This is a genomic window from Haloarcula vallismortis ATCC 29715 (assembly GCF_000337775.1).
GTDB classification, from domain to species: domain Archaea; phylum Halobacteriota; class Halobacteria; order Halobacteriales; family Haloarculaceae; genus Haloarcula; species Haloarcula vallismortis.
Map to the genome: position 1 here is coordinate 54959 of NZ_AOLQ01000059.1, position 21301 is coordinate 76259.

A 21301-nucleotide genomic window follows, 5' to 3' on the forward strand; every position below is an offset into this window, starting at 1 on the left:
TTCAGGTCCCGATATCGGGGTCGGCGGCGAGTTCGCCGAACCCGTCGATGCGGAACTCTCGGGAGTCAGTGCAGTCCTCGTTCTCGGCGGCGAGTTCGCCGACGACCCAGTTGAACCGGCGCTGGAATCCGTCGTAGGGCGCATCCGCGAGCAGGTCAGTGACGCGGTCGCTCGTCAGGTCCTCGTCGTACTCCTCGGCGAAGGCGGCGATATTCTCGGCGGCTGTCTGTGCGATTTCGTCGTCGGTCTCGTCTGCGAACGCCGCGGTGATGGCGTCAGTCAGTTCGGACATACACGAGGTAACGCCACGATGCCACGTATGCGTTCTGCAACGGTTCGGGGTGTCCGAGCGTTTCTTGTATCGAGGGCGACAAAAACGGTCCAATGAAGCCGCTGCGACAAAGCCCAACCGTGGCCACGCTGGCCGTCATCGTTGTTGTGTTTCTCACACAGCAGGCCGTCGGCGTGGTGACCGCCCCGCGCAGCCTGTTTGCACTCTCGCCCCCGCTGTTCAGTCGCCCCTGGACGCTCGTCACCAGCGTGTACGCACACGCTGGCTTACCCCATCTCATCGCGAACGCCGTCGGGCTGGCGCTGGCCGGCGTCGTCATTGAACGCCGGACCACGCCGCTCCGGTTCCACGCCTTCTTCGTCTCGACCGGTGCACTTGCCGGTGTTTCACAGGTCTCGGTAACCAGTCTCCTCGGCCCGCTCGTCCCCGGAATGGTCAGCCACGTCTCTATCCTCGGAGCCAGCGGCGCGGTGTTTGCGCTCTTCGGCTATCTGCTTGCCGCGAACCGTCTGACCGATACCGTTGTTGGCGGATTCGAACTCGCGCCCCGCGTCCAGCTGGTTCTCGCTGGTGTCGTCGCCGCTGCCATCACGTTCGCCACCGCGAATCCCGGCGTCGCGCTTATCGCACACTTTACCGGGCTCCTGCTTGGATTCCTTGCTGGCCGCGTTCACCTGCTGCGGCCGGCGGATTCACCGCAGACACCCGAGTCTGCGAACTACTGACTGCGTGCCGTTGTTCCGGGAGAGCGACGACACGCCCTGTCTCGTGGCACGTAGTTGGTAAGTGATACCAAATAACTCGGACGCGTAGACAGACGGAATGGTCCAGAGTCGCGAGGTTGCGTCCGTCACCATCGCAGTACTGCTGGTGCTTGCTGGGTGTGGCGGGTTCGTCGCGAACGGGGTGGACAGCAGCGCGAACCAGCGGACTGCAACCGAGACGACGACGCCGGAGGCCCCCTCGCCGGCCGCAGCGAACGGGACGCTTGAGGTCCACTTCATCAACGTCGGCCAGTCGGTGGCGACCTTGCTGGTCAGTCCCGATAACGAGACGATGCTCATCGACTCCGGGGACTTCACCGACGACGGTGAGTACGTCCTGCAGTATCTCGACCGACAGGACATTGACCGAATCGACCACTTCGTCGTCTCGCACAACGACGCCGACCACATCGGCGGGAACGCGGCCGTCATCAGGCACTACGAGACCGAGAAAAACGGCGTCGGCGCGGTGTACGACCCCGGTATCGCCGCGAGCACGCAGACCTACGAGCGATACCTCGACGCCGTCGACGCCTACAACGTGACGCTGTACGAGACTCGCGAGGGTGACCGGATTCGCTTTGCGGGCGTCGAGACGACCGTGCTCGGCCCGCCGGAGCCGTACCTAGAAAACGCGGCCCGCAACGAGAACAGCATCGTCCTCCGAATCGAACACGGCGAGACGAGCTTTCTCTTCACCGGCGACGCGGAGGACGACCAGGAGGCGTATCTCGTCGAGACCTATGGATCGGGGCTCAGATCGACAGTGCTGAAAGCCGGTCACCACGGCAGTGCGTCAAGCACGAGCGGGTCGTTGCTCAACGCTACTGACCCCCGGACCGTCGTGGTGTCAAGCGCCTACGATTCACAGTACGGCCACCCGAGCAACGAGACGCTCGGGCGGCTTGCGGCACGCTCGGTTCCGGCGTACTGGACCGCCACCCATGGCGACACCGTCCTGACCAGCAACGGGACCGCTGTGACCGTCAGCACGCAGCGAGCAGCGCCGACCGCACCGCTGTCACTGCGGTCTGGAAACCCGATTGCGCCGGGCACGACTGAGCCGGTCCAGCCGCGAGCGATCTACTTCGACCGCTCGTCCCCGCGGACTGATACGCCGGTCGCAACCGAGACGCCGTCCGTGACCGACGGTGGAACGCCCACGGAGAACACGAGTGGCGACCTGATTATCGACCGGGTGCGCGCCGATGCGGCGGGCGACGACCGGGACAACCTCAACGACGAGTACGTCGTGTTCCGGAACGCGGGCGCGGAACCGCTGGAAATGGGCGGCTGGACGGTCGCTGACGAAGCCGGCCACACCTACACCGTCCCCGATGGATTCACCCTCGAACCGGACGCGACCGTGACCCTCCACACCGGCAGCGGTACGGACACGGACACCGACCTTTACTGGGGGTCCGGGCGTCCGATATGGAACAACGGTGGCGATACAATCACCGTGACCGACACCGACAACGAGACTGTGCTGAAACGGAGTTACTAATGGTATCCGACGGAACCTACACCGCCGTTATCGACCGAATCGAGGACGGAATCGCCACGCTGGAAGTAGACACCGAGGACGGAGTGTCTGCCCTCGACATTGAGGCGGCTGAACTGCCAGCCGAGGCACGGACGGCCGACGTGGTTCTGGAAATCACTGTTGTGGACTCGGCGCTCGCAGACGTAACCCATGATCCCGAAGAAACCGCCGACCGGGCGAGCGAGGCGCAGCGTCGCTTCGATCGGTTATCGAAGCGACCGCCACAGGACGGCGACGACACCTAAGGCCGCCACACACTCCGTAGGAGCCTGGTAACAATATGTGTTGAGTGCGTAGCTCGGTGTATGTGGAACAGTGACATAGAAACGGCCGACCCACCGCTGGGGCGGTGTCCGGCCTGTGACGTGACGATTCCCGCAGCGAATCTCGTTATCGCGTACGACACGACCGGCGACTGGCCGCGGATGCTCGCTACGTGTCCAGACTGTGAGGACGCGGTGAATCCAGTGTAATTCCTGTCGGCACAGAAATGACAGCTTTCCTGACCGTGAATACAGATAGACGTGCTGGTGCAGTCGCCTATCTGTGTAGTGACCACGGATTAGGTGGGGTATACTGTTGATTCAACTAATGATACTGAGGTCAGACAGGGTGAGTGACGGTGGGGTCATCGAGCGGCGATAGTCCCCCGCTCCCACACCAGAGCGACACCGACGGACTACGGCCGACGGATCCCGGCCGCTATCTCGATACGCTTGCGCTTGCCGCCCGCGGGGCTTGGACCGTGACGCTCGCCGGTGTCCGACCGTTTGCCTTTTGGGGAGCGGTATTGCTACCGCTGTTGTACATCCCCTCGCTCTACGGCGTCGGCACTGAACAGGACACGGCGCTGTTCGTCGAACTCGTTATCTGGCATATGGCTTCTATCGTTCTCGGTCACGGACACACGCCGTTCTGGAGTGAGTAGCCCGGCAATTCCCTTACGACCGCTGTCCACCTGAAACGATGGGGGTATGAGGACGGTTCTCTCCCTCGGTCTCAGCCAACGAAAACCTGCTCGTCAAGCCGTTCGGTGGCGGTCTCGGCCAGCGTCCTGAGGTTCACCGTATCCTCACGGTTGTACGACACCAGCGTTTCGAGTGCACCGTCTCGGCCCTGCTCGTGTTCCCGCCAGAGTCGCACGGCGTCCTTACCTGAAATGTCGGGCCGGTCCCGCTCGATACCGATGTCCTGCTCGACCTGTTTGAGCCCGCCGGAGAGTCCGATTTTCTTGCAGGTGTACATCAGGTCCAGATGCGGGCGGTCGAGGTCGACATCGAAGTTCGCTTCGAGAAAGGGCACGTCGAAGCGCTTGCCGTTGAACGTCACCAGCAGGTCCGCGCCGTCGAACGCGGCCCGAAGGTTCTCTGCGGTCAGGTCGTCGCCGGCAATGAGCGTCTGTGTTTCTCCGTCTTGGTGGAGGCTCACCGTCGTCACCTGATTGCGGTCCTGATCGAGTCCAGTCGTCTCGATATCGAAGAAACAGGCCCGTTCGCGGAAGGTTTCGTACAGTCGCCAGCGCTCGCTGCTGGGGAACGTATGATCGAAGTAGGTAACATCGGTTTCGGCGATGCGCTCACGTCCCTCGTCGATGAACTGCTGGATGCGGTCGCCACGCTGGCCGCCGACGACGGACGGTTCGAACTGGTCCCAGTGGGTGATACCCTGTTGCCAGATAGACTGCTCGGTCTTCTCCCCGACGCCGTCGGTACCGATGAAACTGTTCTCGACGCGCACGCTCTCCGGTACAGGGTGGGCTGTATGTAAGCCCGTCGGTGCGAGTGATGCGCGACCGACCGGCGACTACGGACTGACTGCCCGGTTCAGAGCCGCTGTGTCCCACACATCTGGAGAATGCTGTCGTACACTGACTGGTCTTCCAGCGGAACGACGACGGTACTGTCACAGTTGCGACACACTGACTGGGGCTGGTCGAACGTCCGCTCACAGAACGGACACACGAACACTGTGGCCCCAGTGGACGCCACTTTGCTCATAGTTCCCGGAAGACATCCGATACCAAGGGCGTACTTGTTACGTCTATACGCCGGCCGCGTCCAGCCACTATACAAATAGTACTGCTCGCTGTGTCCGGCCTCTCTGAGCGAAAGCACGAAGCCGGGTGGAGCCCATGGTGGCACAATGACCACGTTTCTGCTCGCCACCACCTCGGTTCACGTCACAGCGGCCGCCGCTGACTACCTCCAGCACCGACTCGACCCGGCAGACGATCACGATATCGTCGCGGTCGCCGTCCGCGACCCCGACGCGCCGTCGCGGGACGCAGGTGACGCCGTCAACGTCGCCCGCTCGCGGCTCGCGTCGTTCATGCCCGCCACGGAAACACGAGAGGGAACGCCCCTGACAGAGATACTGGCAGCTATCGACGAGCACGACCCGGACGAACTGCTCATCGGACCACACCGCGGGACTGACGACAGCGACGGTGTCGGCTCGACAGCCCGGGACCTCCTGACCCGCGTTGCCCGTCCCGTCATCGTCCTTCCGCTTCCCTAGCGGGAGAACAGGCCGTCGTCCTCGAAGGTCAGGCCGAGGTCGACATCAAGCAGGTCTTCGGCTATCGCGGCGACGGCCGGTGCGACATCCGAATCGGGCTCCGCCGCGAGCGGTCTGGGTGCGTCCGGGCCGATATGTGGGACCGTATGCGCCGCGTCCTCGATAGCGTCGCCGTTCTGGCCGTGCACGCGGGTTGCGACAACGGCTGCTGCTGGCGCGTCGATGTCACGGAGTCGGCCCTGTTGTCGCGGAAGCAGGTCGCCCCCGCGCTGGCCGGCCGGCACCACGAGCGCCCGCCGCTGTGCGGTCGTGGCGGCGGCGACGGCCTGATTCGATGCAATCGGCGGCACGTCGAGGAGGACGTGGTCGAACCGCCCGGCTACCGCTTCGATGGCCCGTTCGAGCGCCTGTGCGCTCTCGGCTGACTTCGCCCGCGCGAGGCGCTCGAACGGTGCGTGGGCCGGACAGAGCGCGACTCGCCCGTCTGCGTCGATGTCCCACTCGAACAGCGCGTCATCGATTGGCGCGTCCCCAACGGCCACCGCGGTCACGTCGGTGTCGAGTCGCCCGTCGACATACGTTGCAAGCCCCTGCGTGCCAAAGGCCGCGTCGACGACGGCGACGGACCGCCCACCCCGGGCCAGCGTTGCCGCCGTCTCGACTGTTAGTCTGGTCGTTCCAGCCCCACCGGTACACCCGACGAACGCAAGCGTCGAAACCCCCATGCGTCGCTGTTGGCGTATCTTTCGATAAAAAGATACGGAATTTTACGTCTGTTCGGCGACGATGTCCGATTCGATAGCGTCCAGTTCGTCATCAGAGAGGTCGGGGCGGTCGGTGACCAGCGCGTGGATCGGCCGGCCGCCATCGTCCTCGAATCGCGGGACGATGTGGCCGTGAACGTGGGGGACCTCTTGCCCGGCTTCCTCGCCGTTGTTGAACGCGACCGTGCTTGCGGGGGCGTCGACGGCCGCCTCGACCGCAGGGACGAGTTCGTGCAGGGTCGACATGACCGCACCCGCCACGTCGGCGGGTGTGTCGTTCAGCCGCTCGTGGTGGGCTTTCGGGATGACGAGCGTGTGGCCCGGCGACAGTGGGTTGGCGTCCAGAAACGCCAGCACGGTGTCGTCCTCGTAGACGGTTCGACCGGGGATGTCACCGGCGACGATCTGGCAGAAGATGCAATCCTCGCTCATGGTCGCCTCTGTGTCCGGCGGTCACAAGAAGGTTCTAGGTGTCGCTGACACCGGCGACCGCATCTGTGATAGCGTCGACGTACGTCTCGCGGTCATAGCCCAGCCGCGAGAGCCAGACCTCCTGATAGGAGGGGTGGAGCAGCGGAACCACGGGGACGCCCAGCGCCTCGTTCCGTCGGGGAGTGAGTACGCTGTCGAGGAAGCCATCGAGGGCCGCGTCGTCGAGTGCGAGGACCGTCTTCGTCGCGTGCTTTCCCGTTGTCACGACTGCTGCCGGCTTGACCGTCTCGACTTCCTCGACGAGATACGGGCGACAGTTCCCCAGTTCCGCGCCGGTCGGGTCGCGGTTCCCCGGCGGGTGGCACTTCACCGCGTTCGTGTAGTAGCAGTCTGTGTGGCCGAACCCGGCATCGGCGAGCAGTTGCCGGATTTTCCGGCCGGAGCGTTGCGAGGTGTAGGCCAGCCCGGTCAGATTACCGCCCCGCCACTGCTCGGCCTCGAGGTCGCCCTCGGCTGGGGCCTCACCGACGACTACTATGTCGGCGTCCAGCGGTCCGTTACCCCACGAGATGCAGGTCCGACTTTTGGCGAGTTTTGGGCAGCGCTGACAGTCCGCCGTGAGCGCGTTTTGTTGCTCGTCGTCCGGGAACTCGGGCACAGGCGAGGGCACGGATGTAAGCGGCAAAGCCGTGGCGGTCAGCAGACGCCGCGGCCACCGCGTAGCCCAAAACCTTTGCTGGTGGCGGCTATCGCAACGCGTGTATGCCCTCCTACGAATACAAGACCCTCGACGTCGACACCGGGATGTTCGGAAGCAGTAGTGTCCCCACCGAGAAACTGAACGAACTCGGCGCTGATGGGTGGGAAGTAGTCGCACCGATAACCGAAAACAGCGGGCAGACAGCCGGGTTGCTCCTCCAGCGCGAGCGCTGACTGACGCACGGGGCTGTCGGCCTGCTGTCTGAAGAGAACGCACACAACCGATTGTCCTTTATTGGAGGCGGCGAATGTGCCGGTATGGAACGTTTCGCCGCTGTCGACGACCAGTACGACCCCGACGCCGTCGAGGACGGCGTCTTCGAGTACTGGGACGACGTCGACGCCTACGAGCAGACGAAGGCCTATCGGGCCGACGGCGAGGATTACTTCTTTGTTGATGGACCGCCCTACACCTCCGGCGCGGCCCACATGGGGACGACGTGGAACAAGACCCTGAAGGACTGTTACATCCGCTACCTGCGGATGCAGGGCTACGACGTCACCGACCGGCCGGGCTACGATATGCACGGCCTCCCGATCGAGACGAAAGTCGAGGAGCGACTCGACTTCGAGAACAAGAAAGACATCGAGCGCTTCGGCGAGGAGAACTTCATCGAGGAGTGCAAGGATTTCGCCGAGGAGCAACTCGAAGGCCTCCAGAGCGACTTCCAGGACTTCGGCGTCTGGATGGACTGGGACGACCCGTACAAGACGGTGAACCCCGAGTACATGGAGGCCGCCTGGTGGGGCTTCCAGCAGGCCCACGAGCGCGGCCTGGTCGAGCAGGGCCAGCGCTCTATCAATCAGTGTCCCCGGTGTGAGACCGGTATCGCCAACAACGAGGTCGAGTACCACGACGTGGGCAAGCCCTCTATCTACGTGAAGTTCGATCTGAGTGACCGCGATGGCAGCCTGGTCATCTGGACGACGACCCCGTGGACCATCGTCGCCAACACCTTCGTCGCTGTCGACGGCGACTTAGACTACGTGGGCGTCGACGCCGAGAGTGAGGGCGAGACCGAACGACTCTACGTCGCCGAGGCCTGCGTCGAGGACGTGCTGAAGGCCGGCCGCTACGACGACTACGAGGTCGTCGAGGAACTCACTGGGGAGGAAATGGTCGGCTGGGCGTACGACCACCCGCTGGCCGAGGAAGTGCCGGACCACGCCCAGGGCGAAGGCTCCGGGCAGGTGTACACCGCTGACTACGTCGAGGCCGACCGCACGGGCCTCGTCCACTCCGCGCCCGGCCACGGTGAGGAGGACTTCGAGCGCGGACAGGAACTCGACCTCGAAATTTTCTGTCCGGTCGGGTCTGATGGCGTCTACACCGACGCCGCCGGCAAATACGAGGGCACGTTCGTCCGCGACGCCAACGACGATGTCATCGCGGACCTCGACGACAACGGCCACCTCCTCTCCAGTGAGCAGGGCCACACCGTCCGTGAGGGGCAGTGTTGGCGCTGTGACACCGATATCGTCCGCATCGTCACCGACCAGTGGTTCATCACGGTCACCGACATCAAGGACGAACTGCTGGCGAACATCGAGGACAGCGAGTGGTACCCCCAGTGGGCGCGGGACAACCGCTTCCGGGACTTCGTCGAGGACGCGCCGGACTGGAACGTCTCGCGGCAGCGCTACTGGGGTATCCCCATCCCTATCTGGCTGCCTGAAGACTGGAGCGGCGACATGGACGACGCTATCGTCGTCGGCGACCGCGAGGAACTCGCCGAGCGCGTCGACCAGGACATCGACCCCACAGCTGTTGACCTCCACAAGGGAACTGTCGACGACCTCACGATCACTGAGGACGGTACGACCTACACCCGTGTCGGCGATGTATTCGACGTGTGGCTCGACTCCTCCGTCGCGACGTGGGGGACCGTCGACTACCCCGAACAGACCGAGGACTTCGAGGAACTGTGGCCTGCCGACCTCATCATGGAGGCCCACGACCAGACCCGCGGGTGGTTCTGGTCCCAGCTGGGCATGAGCACCGCCGCGACGGGCGAGATTCCGTACAAGCAGGTGCTGATGCACGGCTACGCCAACATGCCCGACGGCCGCGGTATGTCCAAATCGAAGGGCGTCCTCATCGACCCCCACGAGGTCATCGAGAAGCACGGCCGCGACCCGATGCGGCTGTTCCTCCTGTCGGTGACTGCCCAGGGCGAGGACATGAACTTCTCGTGGGAGGAGACTGCCGAGATGCAGCGTCGTCTCAACATCCTCTGGAACGTCGCACGCTTCCCGCTGCCGTACATGCGGGCTGACGACTTCGACCCCGAGGAAACGACGGTCGAGGACGTCCGAGACGACCTCGAACTCGTCGACGAGTGGGTCCTCTCGCGGCTCCAGAGCGTCACCGAGGCGATGACTGACTCGATGGAGGACTTCGAGAACGACAAAGCGGTCGACGAACTGCTCGACTTCGTCGTCGAGGATGTCTCCCGCTTCTACATTCAGGTCGTCCGCGAGCGGATGTGGGAGGAGGAAGACAGCGCCTCGAAGCAGGCCGCCTACGCCACCCTCTATCGCGTGCTCGAATCCGTGGCCGCGCTGTTTGCACCGTTCACGCCGTTCGTCGCCGAGCAGGTGTACGGCGCGCTCACCGGTGACGCCGGCCACCCGACGGTCCACATGTGCGACTGGCCCGAGGTTGAGGATGCCCTCCACGACCCCGCGCTCGAACGCGAGATTGAGGTCGTCCGCGAGGTTGAGGAAGCGGGCTCGAACGCCCGCCAGCAGGCCGAACGCAAGCTCCGCTGGCCCGTCACGCGCGTCGTCGTCGATGTCGACAGCGACGACGTGGCCGACGCGGTCCGCGCACAGGAAGCCATCATCGCCGACCGACTCAACGCCCGCGCCGTCGAGGTCGTCGGAGCCGACGAGGAGTGGGGCGAACTCCAGTACTCCGCCGAGGCCGACATGAGCGAACTCGGCCCGGCCTTCGGCGACGACGCCGGACGCGTCATGAACGCGCTCAACGAGGCCCGCGTCGCCGAGCAGTCACTCGATACCCTCGAAGGCACAGTCAGCGACGCACTCAGCGAGAACGTCGATATCACAGAGGAGATGGTCGAGTTCCGCCGCGAGACTCCCGAGGGGGTCACCGGGACGGAGTTCGCCGCGCTGGACGGCGGCGGCGTCGTCTACGTCGATACTGCGCTCACTGAGGATATCGAGAGTGAGGGGTACGCCCGCGAGGTCATCCGCCGGGTCCAAGAGATGCGGAAAGACATCGAACTGGACATCGAGGCACGCATCGTCGTGGACCTCGCTATCGACGACGAGCGCGTGGATTCGCTGGTCAGAGAGCACGAGGACCTGATCAAAGAGGAGGTCCGTGCCGACGAGTTAGATGGCGTCGAAGACGGCCACCGCAAGACGTGGGACGTCGAAGGAACCGAGATGGAGATCGCGATAGCGCCGTGCGAGGCCGACCAGCGGGAGGCCTCTGAACAGGCGAGCGGCGACTAAGAGAAGCCGCGAGCCGTCGCTGCGGCTGAAGCGTCGGATTAAGCGGCACGCAGTCGCGTTGCAACGAGCGAGATTTTTCGGCCTCGTGTTTCAGACGGGTGTCTACAGTTCTTCGGAAACGATGGGTGCGGCGCTGACCTCGCTGACGGCGCGTTCGAGCGTGTCGGTCCCGTAGACGGCTTCGACGCCGGCGCTGTTCAGTTTTGTCAGGGCGTTGCTGGCGAGCATCGGGTGGACGCAGGTGACAAAGATTCGCCGGGCGTCGCGGTCGTCGAGGACGCCGACGGACTTGCTCATCGTCGACCCCGTGGCAATGATATCGTCGACCAGCACGACGTCCCGGCCCTCGACCGGCGCGTCGCTGGGGCTGATTTCGATACTGCCGGTGTCGTAGTCGCGTTCCTTCTCGAAGAAGTCCGTCTCTCCCTCGCCGTAGGCGTCCCGGACTGTCTTCGCGAGGCCGATTGCCCCCTCGTCTGGCGAGAGGAAGAGGGGGTCCGTCAGGTCTGCAGGCAGTGGTTCGGCGAGGACGCTCGCGGCGTCGACGTGGGTGGCCGGCACGTCGAAGAAGTCACAGACAGCCGGTTCGTGGGGGTTCACCGTCACGACGCGGTCGGTCCCGGTCGAGATAGCGCGGGCCACTGCCCGCGAGGAGACCGGCTCGCCGGGCTTGAACGCCTCGTCCTGCCGGGCGTAGCCCATGTACGGGATGACGGTGACGACCTCGCTCGCGCCGCTCTCGCGGGCCGCGTCCTGCAACTGGAGCAACTGCAAGTGCGCGTCGCTGTCGACGGTGGAAGCGATGACGACGGCACGCTCACCGGAAACCGTCTCGGGCACCTGAACGACGTGCTCGCCGTCGGGGAACCGCTCGTACTCGACCTGTCCCAGCCGCTCACCGGTCGCCTCGGCGAGGGTCGCCGCGAACGCCTGCGTGTCCGCCCCGGGGATAATCATGTGCGGTGGGTGGCTGTCCGGGCTAAACCCTGTTTCGGTTCCTCGACAGCGTGATTGATTCGATATCTAATCCACGTATCAGAATTCTATCACTCTCTGCAGACGACGCTCACGTAGCTTTTGTGTCCATGCCGATACCACGATGAGCCGACATATTTGGATAATAGCATTAATATTTAAGTGATATATTTATTACTGTTCGCCTTTATGTCAGAAACAGAGCGGGACTCTCTGTATGATAACCATATTACATGTAGATGACGAGCCCGGCTTCGCGGATTTGACTTCGCAGTTTCTCAAACAGGAAGACGAGCGGTTCGAAGTCCGAACGGCGACAAGTGGGACCGACGGCCTCGCCATTCTCCAGGCGGAGGCCGTCGATTGCATCGTCTCAGACTACGATATGCCAGGGATGGACGGGCTGGAGTTTCTGTCGGCGGTTCGCCAAGAGCACCCTGACCTGCCCTTCATTCTCTACACCGGAAAAGGGAGCGAAGAGATCGCGAGCGAAGCCATTACCGCTGGCGTGACGGAGTACATACAGAAGGAGCACGGAACCGAGCAATACGCAATCCTGGCCAACCGGATCACGAACCTCATTGAACGGCACCGCGCCGTCCGCACAATCGACCGTAGCTACCGGGCGATGAAAACTGCTAGCGAGGGGATTAGCCTCATCGACCCGGACGGGCGGTTCTCGTACGTGAACCCTGCGTTTGCGGACCTGTTTGGATACGGGCCGGACGAACTGACCGGCGAACACTGGACAGTTCTGTATCACGACGACGAAGCGGATCGGCTGGAGAACGACATCATCCCGGCGGTCCAAGCAAACGAGTACTGGTCGGGCGAAACAGTTCGACTAATGAAAGGCGGAAACAGGCTCGTCACAGACCATCGCCTGGCTCACGCTGACGACGGGGTGATCGTGTGCACGGCGCGGGACATCACGCCTGAACGGACGCAATCGACGGAGCAGAGCACTCAGTTCGACGTGCTTATCGATGCTATGGACGACCACGCCTTCTTCACCCTCGACCACGAGGGATACGTCACTCGCTGGAACGACGGTGCTCGACGATATACGGGTTACGGTGTGGATGAGATACTTGGAGCACACGTTTCGACGGTCCTCGGGGAATCAGACCCGGCGAACCCACTCTCAGAGCGCCTCCTCGAAACAGCGAAAACAGCGGGGTCTGCCGCCCACGAAGGGCTGCAGGTCCGACAGAACGGTACGCGCCCCGGGACAGACGTCACGGTCTCTGCGAGCTTTGACGAGTCCGGAACGCTTCGAGGCTACGGGATTATTTTGAAAGAAGCCGACGAACAGCAGATACCGCAGTAAGGAGGTCCGTCCACCAGCTAGCGCTGGTCTGTTCGGTGAACCGAAGTAGGGCATAGTCTCACTCTGCCACTGCCGTCCGAATCAGGCCACCGCGACGCCAACGACGTCGGGGACGCCCAGTGAGCGCTGTCGCCAGCCACCCTGTCCGTCGGCGGTCGCCTCGGCCGCGGTCGCAACGAGGAAGGTGCCGTTCTCGGTGATAGCGTAGGTGTCGTCGCCGTAGGTCACGTCGACGACGCGCTCGGTCGCCGGCAACGCACAGGGCTCCCACGCGCCGTTTGCCAGTTCGTACAGGCCGTCCGCCGCGGCGGCGTGGACCCGGTCGCCGTCGCTTGCAACCGCCAGGTGTCGGCCTGACCGGACCTCGATCCACTCGCCGTCGCTGTCGGCGTTCTCGCCTTCGTAACGGTACAGCCCGCTCTCGGTCGCGGCGTAGTCGCCGGCCACGTCGGCCACGTCCACGAGACCGAGTCGGTCGAGGTCGGGCAGGGCGTACACCCCTTCTGCCGCGGCTAGGCGGTCGCCGTCGATGGCACGCACGTCGTCGACGTTTCCGAGCTCGGTCCATTCGCCGTCGTCGTACCGAGCGACGCGACCGCCGCCGGCTGCGAGCAGCCCGTCGCCGTCGTAGCCGACGGCGGTGGCCGGCCCGAACCCGGTCGGGACGAAGCCGTCGTCGGTCAACACGAGCACGTCCTCGTCGGTGGCGACCGCGACCTCGCCGCTTGCGCCGGCGACATCACGGGCGTTGCACCGTTCGCTCAGGCTGAAGCGCCCGATCTGGCCGCCGGCGGTCTCGACGCGGGTGACGCCCAGTCCCGACGCGACATACGCGTGGGTCTCCGGGCGTTTCTCGCCGTACATCCGCTTCTCGGAGAGTGCGATGTCGTCGTCGCTCACCTCATATCGCCTCTTTGTATGCTTCGAGCGCATTCTCTATGTCTTCACCTGTGTGGGCATCACAGATGAACTGTGACTCGAACTGGTTCGCCGTGAGGAACACGCCCTGGTCCTTCATCGCGGGCCAGAACAGCCGCTCCCACCGTTCGGTCTCGGCCTGTGTCACGTCGCCCCCGGTCTTCGGACAGTAGTCGAAGCGCGGACAGGATTCCCGCTGCCGGCAGCCAGCCTCGCAATGTCCGTCGAAGGAATCCGGGCCGTCGCGGGTGAAGATGATCTTGAACATCGAGTCCCGGCCGACGACGGTGTACTCGGGGGCCTGATCTTCGAGGATATCCTGCAGGCCTGCCCGGAGGCGGTCGCCGAGCTCGTTGACGTGGTCGTATACGTCGTGTTCAGCTGCATACTGTAACGTCTCCAGACCGGCCGCCATCGTCACGGGGTGGCCCGAGAACGTCCCGGACTGGAACACGTCGCCGGCGGGCGTGAACTGCTCGATGATCTCGCTTTTGCCGCCGATAGCTCCCACGGGGAAGCCGCCGCCGACGATCTTGCCGAAGGTGGTGATGTCGGGATCGATGTCGAACGCGCCCTGGGCGCACTGGAGGCCGCCGACGCGGAAGCCGGTGATAACCTCGTCGAAGATGAGCAGCGAGCCGTGGTCGTCACACAGCTCCCGGAGCGTGTCGTGGTAGCCCTCGACCGGGTGAACGATGCCGTAGTTCCCGAGGATGGGTTCGGTGAGAACGGCCGCGATGTCGTCACCGTGTTCCTCGAACACTTCGTGGGCGGCCTCCTCGTCGTTGAACGGAACGGTCAGCGTGTGTTCGGCGAAGCTCTCGGGGATACCGGGGCTGGAGGGTGCGGTGTGGTCGCCCTCGCCCTCGACCAGCGTGGACTCCTGTGCGCCGTGGTAGCCGCTTTGCATCACGACGATCTTGTCCCGGCCGGTGTAGCCACGAGCCAGTCGGACCGCCGAGACCGTCGCTTCGGTCCCGCTGTTGACAAACCGCAGCATCTCGACGCTGGGGACGTGCCGCGTGACAAACTCGGCCAGTTCAACCTCAACTTCGGTCGGCGCGCCGTACATCGGCCCTTCGGCGGCGTGTTGCTGGATGGCTGACTGGACCTGTTCGGGGAGGCTGTGGCCAAGCAGCAGCGGCCCGTAGCCCATGACGAAGTCGATATATCGGTTGCCGTCGGCGTCGATGACGTGCCCGCCGTCCCCCTTCTCGACGAAGAACGGGTAGGGCCGCGTCGCTCGCACGGAGGAGTTGACGCCGCCCGACAGCACCGACAGGGCGCGGTCGTACAGCGCTCGTGACTGCTCGTGGTTCATACGCTGCCGTTTGACCGCTGTCAGAAAGAAACTGTTGTTACCCGGCGGTGCTACCGATCTAGTGGACGGATGTCACATACGCTTCGGTGAAATAAGTATTTCGTAAAGAGACACTGTTATACAGTGTGTATTCATCTATGTACATACGACAATGGCATCCGAACGTACTGTAATCTTATGCCAAACTGGACGAATGGGCGTCGGCACGGCGCGTGGGTGGCTGTGAGCGACTGGGTTCCGACGACGTGTATGCGGTGTGCCGTCGGCTGTGGACACATGCACCAGGGGGCCGATGAGGGCTACGGCATCGACGCCGTTCGCGGCGATGCCGCCCATCCGGTCAGTCAGGGACTCGCCTGTGCCCGTGGCCTCAGGGAGAGCAAGGCCCCCGACGGGGAGTGGCTCACCCGGCCGATGGTCCGCAGTGACGGCGAACTCCGCCAGACGCAGTGGGATGTGGCGCTGGCCCGCGCCGTCGAGGGGCTCCAGGCCGTCCAGCAGCGGGACCCCGATTCCGTCGCTGTCCTCGGAAGCGGCCAGCAGACCAACGAGGCCGCCTACGCGCTGGGAAAGGTCGCCCGCGGCGGCTTCGGCACGACGAACTACGACGCCAACACGACGCTGTGTATGGCGAGTGCCGTCACTGCTTACTACCAGGCCTTCGGCAGCGACGCGCCGCCGTGTACCTACGCCGACATCAGCGACGCCGACCGCCACGTCGTCTGGGGGGCGAATCCGGCGGTCGCCCACCCCGTGATGTTCCGCTGGATTCAGCAGTCCGCCGACGAGGACGGCGTCGAAATCATCGTCGTCGACCCTGTTCGCTCCGAAACTGCGGAGAACTCCGAGCACCACGTCGCACCCGACCCGGGGAAAGACCTCGCGCTGGCCCGCGCCGCCCTCGCCCGCATCGTCGAGACGGAGCGGGTCGACCGCGAGTTCGTCGACGCGGCGACCGACGGGTTCGAGGACCTGCTCGCGACCCTGCCCGATGCCGCCGACGCGGCCGCCGAGGCTGGCGTCGAGATGGCCGAAGTGGACCTGCTCGCCGACGCGATGGACCAGCAATCGCTGGTCTACTGGGGGATGGGCATCAATCAGCACATTCAGGGAACCGAGACCGCCCGGGCGCTTATCGACCTGACGCTGGCGACGGGGAACCTCCGGCCCGGCGGCGGCCCGTTCTCGCTGACCGGCCAGGCCAACTCGATGGGGACCCGCATCTGCTCCTCGAAGGGGACCTGGCCCGGTCAGCGGGCCTTCGAGGACCCGGACCACCGCCGGCTCGTCGCCGACCACTGGGACGTGCCGGTCGACCGCCTCCCCGACGACACCGGTCCCGGTCCGGTCGGGATGCTCGAAGAAGGCCCCGAGGCCGTCTGGGCCGTCGCAACGAACCCCGTGGCCGGCATGCCCGAGGCCGATTCGGTCCGCGAGACACTCGAAGACGCCTTTGTCGTCGTTCAGGACGCCTTCCACACCGAAACGACGGAAATCGCCGACGTGGTCCTGCCCGCCGCGACGTGGGGGGAAAGCGACGGGACGACAACGAACATGGAGCGGACCATCTCCCGGGTCCGGTCAGCGACCGACGTCCCAAGCGGCGTCCGGTCGGATCTGGACATCATCGCCACTATTGGCTCGCGGCTGTTCCCCGGCCTCTTCGACGGCAAGACCTCTCCAGACCCGTCGGCCGTGTTCGACGAGTTCGCCGCGCTCACTGAAGGGACGGTCGCCGACTGCTCGGGCATCACCTACGAGCGGCTGGACGACGTCCACGCGGTCCGGTGGCCGGCACCGGACGAGGCGAGTTCGGGCGGCTACCGCTACTACGACGACGAGTCGTGGTCGTTCCCGACGCCGTCCGGCCGGGCGCAGTTCTCGACCAGTCGTCAGGGGTCGCTCCCGGAGCCGACCGACGACGACTACCCGCTGACGCTCACGACGGCTCGCGAGGCCGACGGGTACAACACCGGCGTCCGGTCCCGCGGCGGGGAGGCCGGCACGCTGGTGGCCCGCATCCATCCCGAGACGGTTGCGGAACACAGCGAACACGTCTCCGATGAGACGCTGACCGTCGAGACTCGCCGCGGCTCTGCGACGGTCGCTATCGACCGGGATGAGGGCGTTCCCCGCGGGATGGTGTGGCTCCCGATTCACCATCCGGCGACGAACCGGCTGACACTTTCGGACCGGGACCCCCAGTCCGACGAACCGAACTTCAAGCAGTGTGCTGCCCGCCTCGTGGCGGCCGAGGCTGAACTGCCGCCGGCGACGGCTGACTGAGTCCGTCTACGGCGCAGCCCACCCAGTTCGTCAGTCAGGCGAACTCTGGCGCAGTGTGACGGGATCCAAATATGTCAAATTATCTCTGTGAAGATTGGGCGTTCAATGTCCTTAAACAGGGGATATCTGATGATATATTTGCTTACCATCCACTCAGCCGGACTATAATACCCGTTATGTAAAGGGATATTGTTATTAAATGGTAGTACCTTCGCATTTCATGTACTGATGTGGTCACACATCCAAAATATAATCGGATTGGTGGACAAAAATTCGTTAATAACCGTGAATAAGCCTCATTCCGTAACTGAGGTGTTGCCATGGGTCTGATCAAGATGACGAAATACCGGACGCTGCTGCTGGCGACCATCGGCTTCAATTTCTCGTTTCTCATCTGGTTTTCCTTCGCGCCGTTTACCGGCCCGATGGCCGAAGAGTTCGGGCTGTCAACCGCTGAAATCGGTATCCTGGCGAGTTCGGCCATCTGGATGGCTCCGTTTGGCCGGATGCTCACTGGGTGGCTCTCAGATAAGTTCGGTGCGCCGGCCATCTTCGCCATCGTGTTGGCCTACGTCGGCGTGTTCTCGATAGGGAGCGCCTTCGCACAGAACTACTCCGTGTTCTTCGTGTTGCGCCTCATCGTGGCGACGGCCGGCATCACGTTCGTCATCGGTATCCAGCACGTCGCCGAGTGGTTCGAAGAGGAGAACCTCGGCCTTGCGGAGGGCATCTACGCCGGCGTCGGGAACGCCGGTGCCGCCGGGGGCGCGCTCATTCTCCCCCGCGTGTTCGGCACCGGTTGGAACGGGCCGCTGTTCTCGACGAACTGGCGAGCCGCGTTCTTTTACACCGGCATTGTCTCTATCCTCCTCGCAATCGCCTACTACACGCTCGGTGAGGCCGCAAAGAGCGAGGAGAAACGTCAGGCGACCAAAGAGAACACCAGCTTCAGAGGCTGGCTGCACACGGCCACGCGGTACGGGACTGTCGTCCTCGCCGCCGCGTACATCATGTCGTTCGGTCTCGAACTGTCGATGAACGGGTGGCTCGCCACCTACTACCGCGAAGCGTTCAACCAGGACAACCTCGTCATTGCGAGCACCTTCGCGGCGACGTTCTCGATTGCGGCGGGGCTGCTCCGGCCGTTCGGTGGCTACGGCAGCGACCTGCTGGCTCGCAAGGAGAAGAACATCCTGCCGTTCTTCGAGGGCCAGTACCGCGGACAGTGGACGTTCCTCGGGCTCTGTTTCATCGTGGTGATGATGTTCGCCATGACGCTGGCCGGCCTCTCCGGAGTCCTGCTGAACGCGGTCGTCATCGGCTTCCTCGTGGGCACGGGGTGTGCTTGGGCTGAAGGCGCTATCTTCGCGCAGGTGCCCGCGATGTTCCCCAACGACTCCGGCTCGGTCGCGGGCGTCGTCGGCGGTGTCGGCACTGTCGGTGGTATCGTCTACCCGCTGTTTTACTCCGCCCCGTGGCTGTCGAATCTCCACATCGGGTACTCCGTGACCGCTCTCACTATGCTCCCCATCGTTGCGCTGTCGGCGTGGGTGTTCCGGCCGGAGATCGCAAAAGTCGCCAACACGGCCGGGTTCACCGGGAGCACGCAGGAAGGCACCAGCGTGGCCTCTGGCGACGACTGACGCCTATCGGCCTCGAACGACGCTTCTCTCTTTTGTGCAGACGTTCAGACTCGACCTGTGGAACGGCTGTCGCGCCGTCGTTCTTCGGTTCGCGCGCAACTGACACCTCAGTTCTACGGGGTCACGGACCCCGTGGGCGAACCACCCTCCCGAAGCGTGCCGACGTACCGTTCCAGCACTCGACCGGCAATCCGACTGCCGTACTGCGGTTTCGACCGCTCCGCCGGTGTGGTGTATAACTTCCTTAAACACCTCTCAGACGGTATAATTCTGGACGGCCGTTTTCTAACCCATCCCCACTCTTTATTTCTTTAACGAATAGGGTTATAAGGAATCAAGCTCAGTAATTAGACGTGAATTAGCGGACATTCAGGTAAATATGAGAGATAAAAAGCTACATCCATTAAGATTGGGGGTTCACGACGATGGCACATAAAAAAGAGGAGTACAAGGCGGAGCTGTACGGCGACGAGGTGCGGGAGAAATTAGCGGAGTTCGCGGAACAGGGCTGGGAGTCGATTCCCGAGGACGAACGCGAGAAGTGGTTCTCGCGGTTCAAGTTCTGGGGCGTGTTCCATCACCGCAGCGGGCAGGAGTCGTATTTCATGATGCGACTGACCAACTGCGGTGGCGTCTTGGAGCCCGACCAGCTCCGGGCCATCGGCGAGGTCGCTCGCGACTACGCCACGGGACCGGCCGAGAACCCCGAATTCGGCAACGGCTGGATCGACTTCACGACGCGCCAGTCCATCCAGCTGCACTGGCTCAAGCTAGAGGACATCCCGGACATCTGGGAGAAGCTCGAAGCCGTCGGCGTCTCCTCGCGGTCGGCTGGCGGAGATACGATGCGGAACATCTCGGGCTGTCCGGTCGCCGGCAAGGCAGCGGAGTACGTCGAGTCCCGCCCGATCCTCGACGAGATTCAGGAGACCATCCGCGATGATAACGACCTCTCCAACATGCCCCGGAAGTTCAACATCTCGGTGACGGGCTGCAAGCAAGGGTGTGCTCAGGACAGCATCAACGACATCGGGCTGGAGCCGGCCCACAAGTTCATTGACGGCGAAGAAGTCGAGGGATTCAACGTCCGTGTCGGTGGCGGCCTCGGCGGCCGCGAACCGCGCGAAGCCCGTCCACTCGACCTGTTCATCCGGCCCGAACACGCCGTCAAGACCGTCCGGGCGTTCGTCGAATACTACCACGAGGCGGGTAACCGTCAGAACCGCTCGAAGAACCGTGCACGCTTTTTCGTCGACGAGCACGGCACCGACGCCATCCGCGCGGAACTCGACGAACGGCTGGATTTCGAGTTCGAAACCGCCGGGACCGACTTCCGCGGGGAGTACACGTACAACGCCGGTACGGCGACCGAGTACGGTGCCCACGATCACGTTGGTGTCTACGACCAGAACGACGGCAGGAACTATGTCGGTCTCTCGGTACCGGTGGGCCGACTTTCCGCTGAGGACACCATCGAACTGGCTGACCTCGCCGACGCCTACGGCTCCGGCGAGGTACGACTCACCCGCCGGCAGAACCCGCTCATCATGGACGTGCCCGACGACAGGCTCTCGAACTTGCTCAACGAGCCGCTGCTGGAGAAGCACTCGCCTGAGCCCAATCCGTTCGTTCAGGGCGCGATGGCCTGTACCGGCACGGAGTTCTGCTCGCTGGCGCTGACCGAGACGAAAGCGCGGATGGCTCGCCTGCTCCGCTGGCTCGGTGACAACGTCGACGTGCCCGACGACGTGGACCGTATCAAGATGCACTTCTCGGGCTGTACGGCCGACTGCGGCCAGGCGATGACGGCCGACATCGGCCTGCAGGGGATGCGCGCCCGCAAGGACGGCCAGATGGTCGAGGCCGTCGACGTGGGCGTCGGCGGCGGCATCGGCGCGGAGCCGACGTTCATCGAGTGGGTCCGCCAGCGCGTGCCCGCCGACGAAGCACCAGGCATGATAAAGAACATCGTCGAGGCCTACGCCGCGCTCCGCTCTGAGGGCCAGACGTTCCGCGAGTGGGTCGACGCCACCGGCCACGAGACCATCGTGGAACTGGCCGAGCCCCACGAGGTCGAAGGATACACCGACCCGTGTCTGGCCGACGGCAAACAATCGTGGTATCCCTTCGACGACGGCGACAGCCCGGCCCCGACCGACGCCGAAGGCCAGCCGATTTCCGCGGACGACTGACCATGGCGGACAGTTCGACCGACAAGGATGACGCGGCCGACCCGTCGGAACCTGTAATCAAGGGGGTGGCATACGACGC

Annotated in this window: 21 protein-coding genes; 12 read left to right on the top strand and 9 right to left on the bottom strand. The window is 63.9% G+C overall.

Translation table 11 applies throughout. The features are described from left to right. Nucleotide 1: 1 nt before the first annotated feature. A complete protein-coding gene (locus C437_RS14060; protein WP_004517640.1) occupies nucleotides 2-292 on the bottom strand; it encodes a hypothetical protein in 291 nt (96 codons plus the stop codon). Nucleotides 293-384: 92 nt separating this feature from the next. Here C437_RS14060 and C437_RS14065 point away from each other — a divergent pair, with 92 nt between their 5' ends. The 5 genes from C437_RS14065 to C437_RS14080 all read left to right on the top strand — a co-directional run bounded on the left by C437_RS14065 (nucleotide 385) and on the right by C437_RS14080 (nucleotide 3530). Beyond that, nucleotides 385-1017 (top strand): rhomboid family intramembrane serine protease, encoded by a 633-nt coding sequence (locus tag C437_RS14065; RefSeq protein WP_004517641.1) that lies wholly within the window; start codon nucleotides 385-387, stop codon nucleotides 1015-1017. Nucleotides 1018-1114: 97 nt separating this feature from the next. After that, nucleotides 1115-2563: a lamin tail domain-containing protein gene (locus C437_RS14070; RefSeq protein ID WP_004517642.1), complete on the top strand. Its 1449-nt coding sequence runs from the start codon at nucleotides 1115-1117 to the stop codon at nucleotides 2561-2563. After that, complete coding sequence (locus C437_RS14075; protein WP_004517643.1) at nucleotides 2563-2847, top strand: DUF3006 domain-containing protein; 285 nt, start codon at nucleotides 2563-2565, stop codon at nucleotides 2845-2847. The genes C437_RS14070 and C437_RS14075 overlap by 1 nt, the downstream gene beginning before the upstream one ends. Before the next feature lie 60 nt (nucleotides 2848-2907). Then, complete coding sequence (locus C437_RS20680; protein ID WP_004517644.1) at nucleotides 2908-3075, top strand: DUF7837 family putative zinc-binding protein; 168 nt, start codon at nucleotides 2908-2910, stop codon at nucleotides 3073-3075. Between the two features lie 149 nt (nucleotides 3076-3224). Beyond that, nucleotides 3225-3530, top strand: a complete 306-nt coding sequence (locus tag C437_RS14080) for a hypothetical protein (protein ID WP_004517645.1) — start codon at nucleotides 3225-3227, stop codon at nucleotides 3528-3530. Between the two features lie 71 nt (nucleotides 3531-3601). On the opposite strand, the gene C437_RS14085 is transcribed toward C437_RS14080, so the two are convergent. Both C437_RS14085 and C437_RS20375 read right to left on the bottom strand, forming a co-directional pair. Next, nucleotides 3602-4339, bottom strand: coding sequence for a ribonuclease H-like domain-containing protein (locus tag C437_RS14085; RefSeq protein WP_004517646.1), 738 nt, complete (start codon nucleotides 4337-4339; stop codon nucleotides 3602-3604). 86 nt (nucleotides 4340-4425) lie between these two features. Continuing rightward, complete coding sequence (locus C437_RS20375) at nucleotides 4426-4599, bottom strand: hypothetical protein (protein ID WP_160163018.1); 174 nt, start codon at nucleotides 4597-4599, stop codon at nucleotides 4426-4428. A gap of 145 nt (nucleotides 4600-4744) precedes the next feature. Here C437_RS20375 and C437_RS14090 point away from each other — a divergent pair, with 145 nt between their 5' ends. Beyond that, nucleotides 4745-5119 carry a universal stress protein gene (locus C437_RS14090; RefSeq protein ID WP_004517647.1) on the top strand — a complete coding sequence of 125 codons (375 nt, stop codon included), beginning with the start codon at nucleotides 4745-4747 and terminating at the stop codon, nucleotides 5117-5119. On the opposite strand, the gene C437_RS14095 is transcribed toward C437_RS14090, so the two are convergent. Genes C437_RS14095 through C437_RS14105 form a run of 3 tightly spaced genes read right to left on the bottom strand, consistent with a single transcriptional unit; the run spans nucleotide 5116 to nucleotide 6973 of the window. Then, nucleotides 5116-5844 (bottom strand): ParA family protein, encoded by a 729-nt coding sequence (locus C437_RS14095; RefSeq protein WP_004517648.1) that lies wholly within the window; start codon nucleotides 5842-5844, stop codon nucleotides 5116-5118. The two genes, C437_RS14090 and C437_RS14095, sit on opposite strands and share 4 nt — an antisense overlap. A 42-nt stretch (nucleotides 5845-5886) precedes the next feature. Further along, nucleotides 5887-6315, bottom strand: coding sequence for an HIT family protein (locus tag C437_RS14100; RefSeq protein WP_004517649.1), 429 nt, complete (start codon nucleotides 6313-6315; stop codon nucleotides 5887-5889). Between the two features lie 34 nt (nucleotides 6316-6349). Then, entirely contained in the window at nucleotides 6350-6973 is a 624-nt protein-coding gene (locus C437_RS14105) for a uracil-DNA glycosylase (protein ID WP_004517650.1), read from the bottom strand. Between the two features lie 104 nt (nucleotides 6974-7077). On the opposite strand from C437_RS14105, the gene C437_RS19940 reads away from it, so the two are divergent. Both C437_RS19940 and ileS read left to right on the top strand, forming a co-directional pair. After that, complete coding sequence (locus C437_RS19940) at nucleotides 7078-7248, top strand: DUF4177 domain-containing protein (RefSeq protein ID WP_004517651.1); 171 nt, start codon at nucleotides 7078-7080, stop codon at nucleotides 7246-7248. 84 nt (nucleotides 7249-7332) lie between these two features. Next, on the top strand, nucleotides 7333-10557 hold the full coding sequence (ileS, locus tag C437_RS14110; protein ID WP_004517652.1) for an isoleucine--tRNA ligase: 3225 nt from the start codon (nucleotides 7333-7335) through the stop codon (nucleotides 10555-10557). A 102-nt stretch (nucleotides 10558-10659) separates the two neighbouring features. Here the strand turns inward: ileS and C437_RS14115 are convergent, their stop codons facing one another. After that, nucleotides 10660-11514 carry a ribose-phosphate diphosphokinase gene (locus tag C437_RS14115; RefSeq protein WP_004517653.1) on the bottom strand — a complete coding sequence of 285 codons (855 nt, stop codon included), beginning with the start codon at nucleotides 11512-11514 and terminating at the stop codon, nucleotides 10660-10662. A gap of 235 nt (nucleotides 11515-11749) precedes the next feature. Here C437_RS14115 and C437_RS14120 point away from each other — a divergent pair, with 235 nt between their 5' ends. Next, nucleotides 11750-12862: a PAS domain-containing response regulator gene (locus C437_RS14120; RefSeq protein WP_004517654.1), complete on the top strand. Its 1113-nt coding sequence runs from the start codon at nucleotides 11750-11752 to the stop codon at nucleotides 12860-12862. 81 nt (nucleotides 12863-12943) lie between these two features. Here the strand turns inward: C437_RS14120 and C437_RS14125 are convergent, their stop codons facing one another. Both C437_RS14125 and hemL read right to left on the bottom strand, forming a co-directional pair. Next, a complete protein-coding gene (locus C437_RS14125; protein ID WP_004517655.1) occupies nucleotides 12944-13762 on the bottom strand; it encodes an HVO_0234 family beta-propeller protein in 819 nt (272 codons plus the stop codon). A gap of 1 nt (nucleotide 13763) precedes the next feature. Continuing rightward, entirely contained in the window at nucleotides 13764-15101 is a 1338-nt protein-coding gene (gene hemL / locus C437_RS14130; RefSeq protein WP_004517656.1) for a glutamate-1-semialdehyde 2,1-aminomutase, read from the bottom strand. Between the two features lie 177 nt (nucleotides 15102-15278). Here hemL and nasA point away from each other — a divergent pair, with 177 nt between their 5' ends. The 3 genes from nasA (at nucleotide 15279) to C437_RS14145 (ending at nucleotide 21222) form a co-directional block, all read left to right on the top strand. Continuing rightward, nucleotides 15279-17387, top strand: coding sequence for an assimilatory nitrate reductase NasA (nasA, locus tag C437_RS14135; RefSeq protein ID WP_004517657.1), 2109 nt, complete (start codon nucleotides 15279-15281; stop codon nucleotides 17385-17387). 320 nt (nucleotides 17388-17707) lie between these two features. After that, a complete protein-coding gene (locus C437_RS14140; protein ID WP_004517658.1) occupies nucleotides 17708-19030 on the top strand; it encodes an MFS transporter in 1323 nt (440 codons plus the stop codon). 425 nt (nucleotides 19031-19455) lie between these two features. After that, nucleotides 19456-21222, top strand: a complete 1767-nt coding sequence (locus C437_RS14145) for a nitrite/sulfite reductase (RefSeq protein WP_004517659.1) — start codon at nucleotides 19456-19458, stop codon at nucleotides 21220-21222. Nucleotides 21223-21301: the final 79 nt, after the last annotated feature.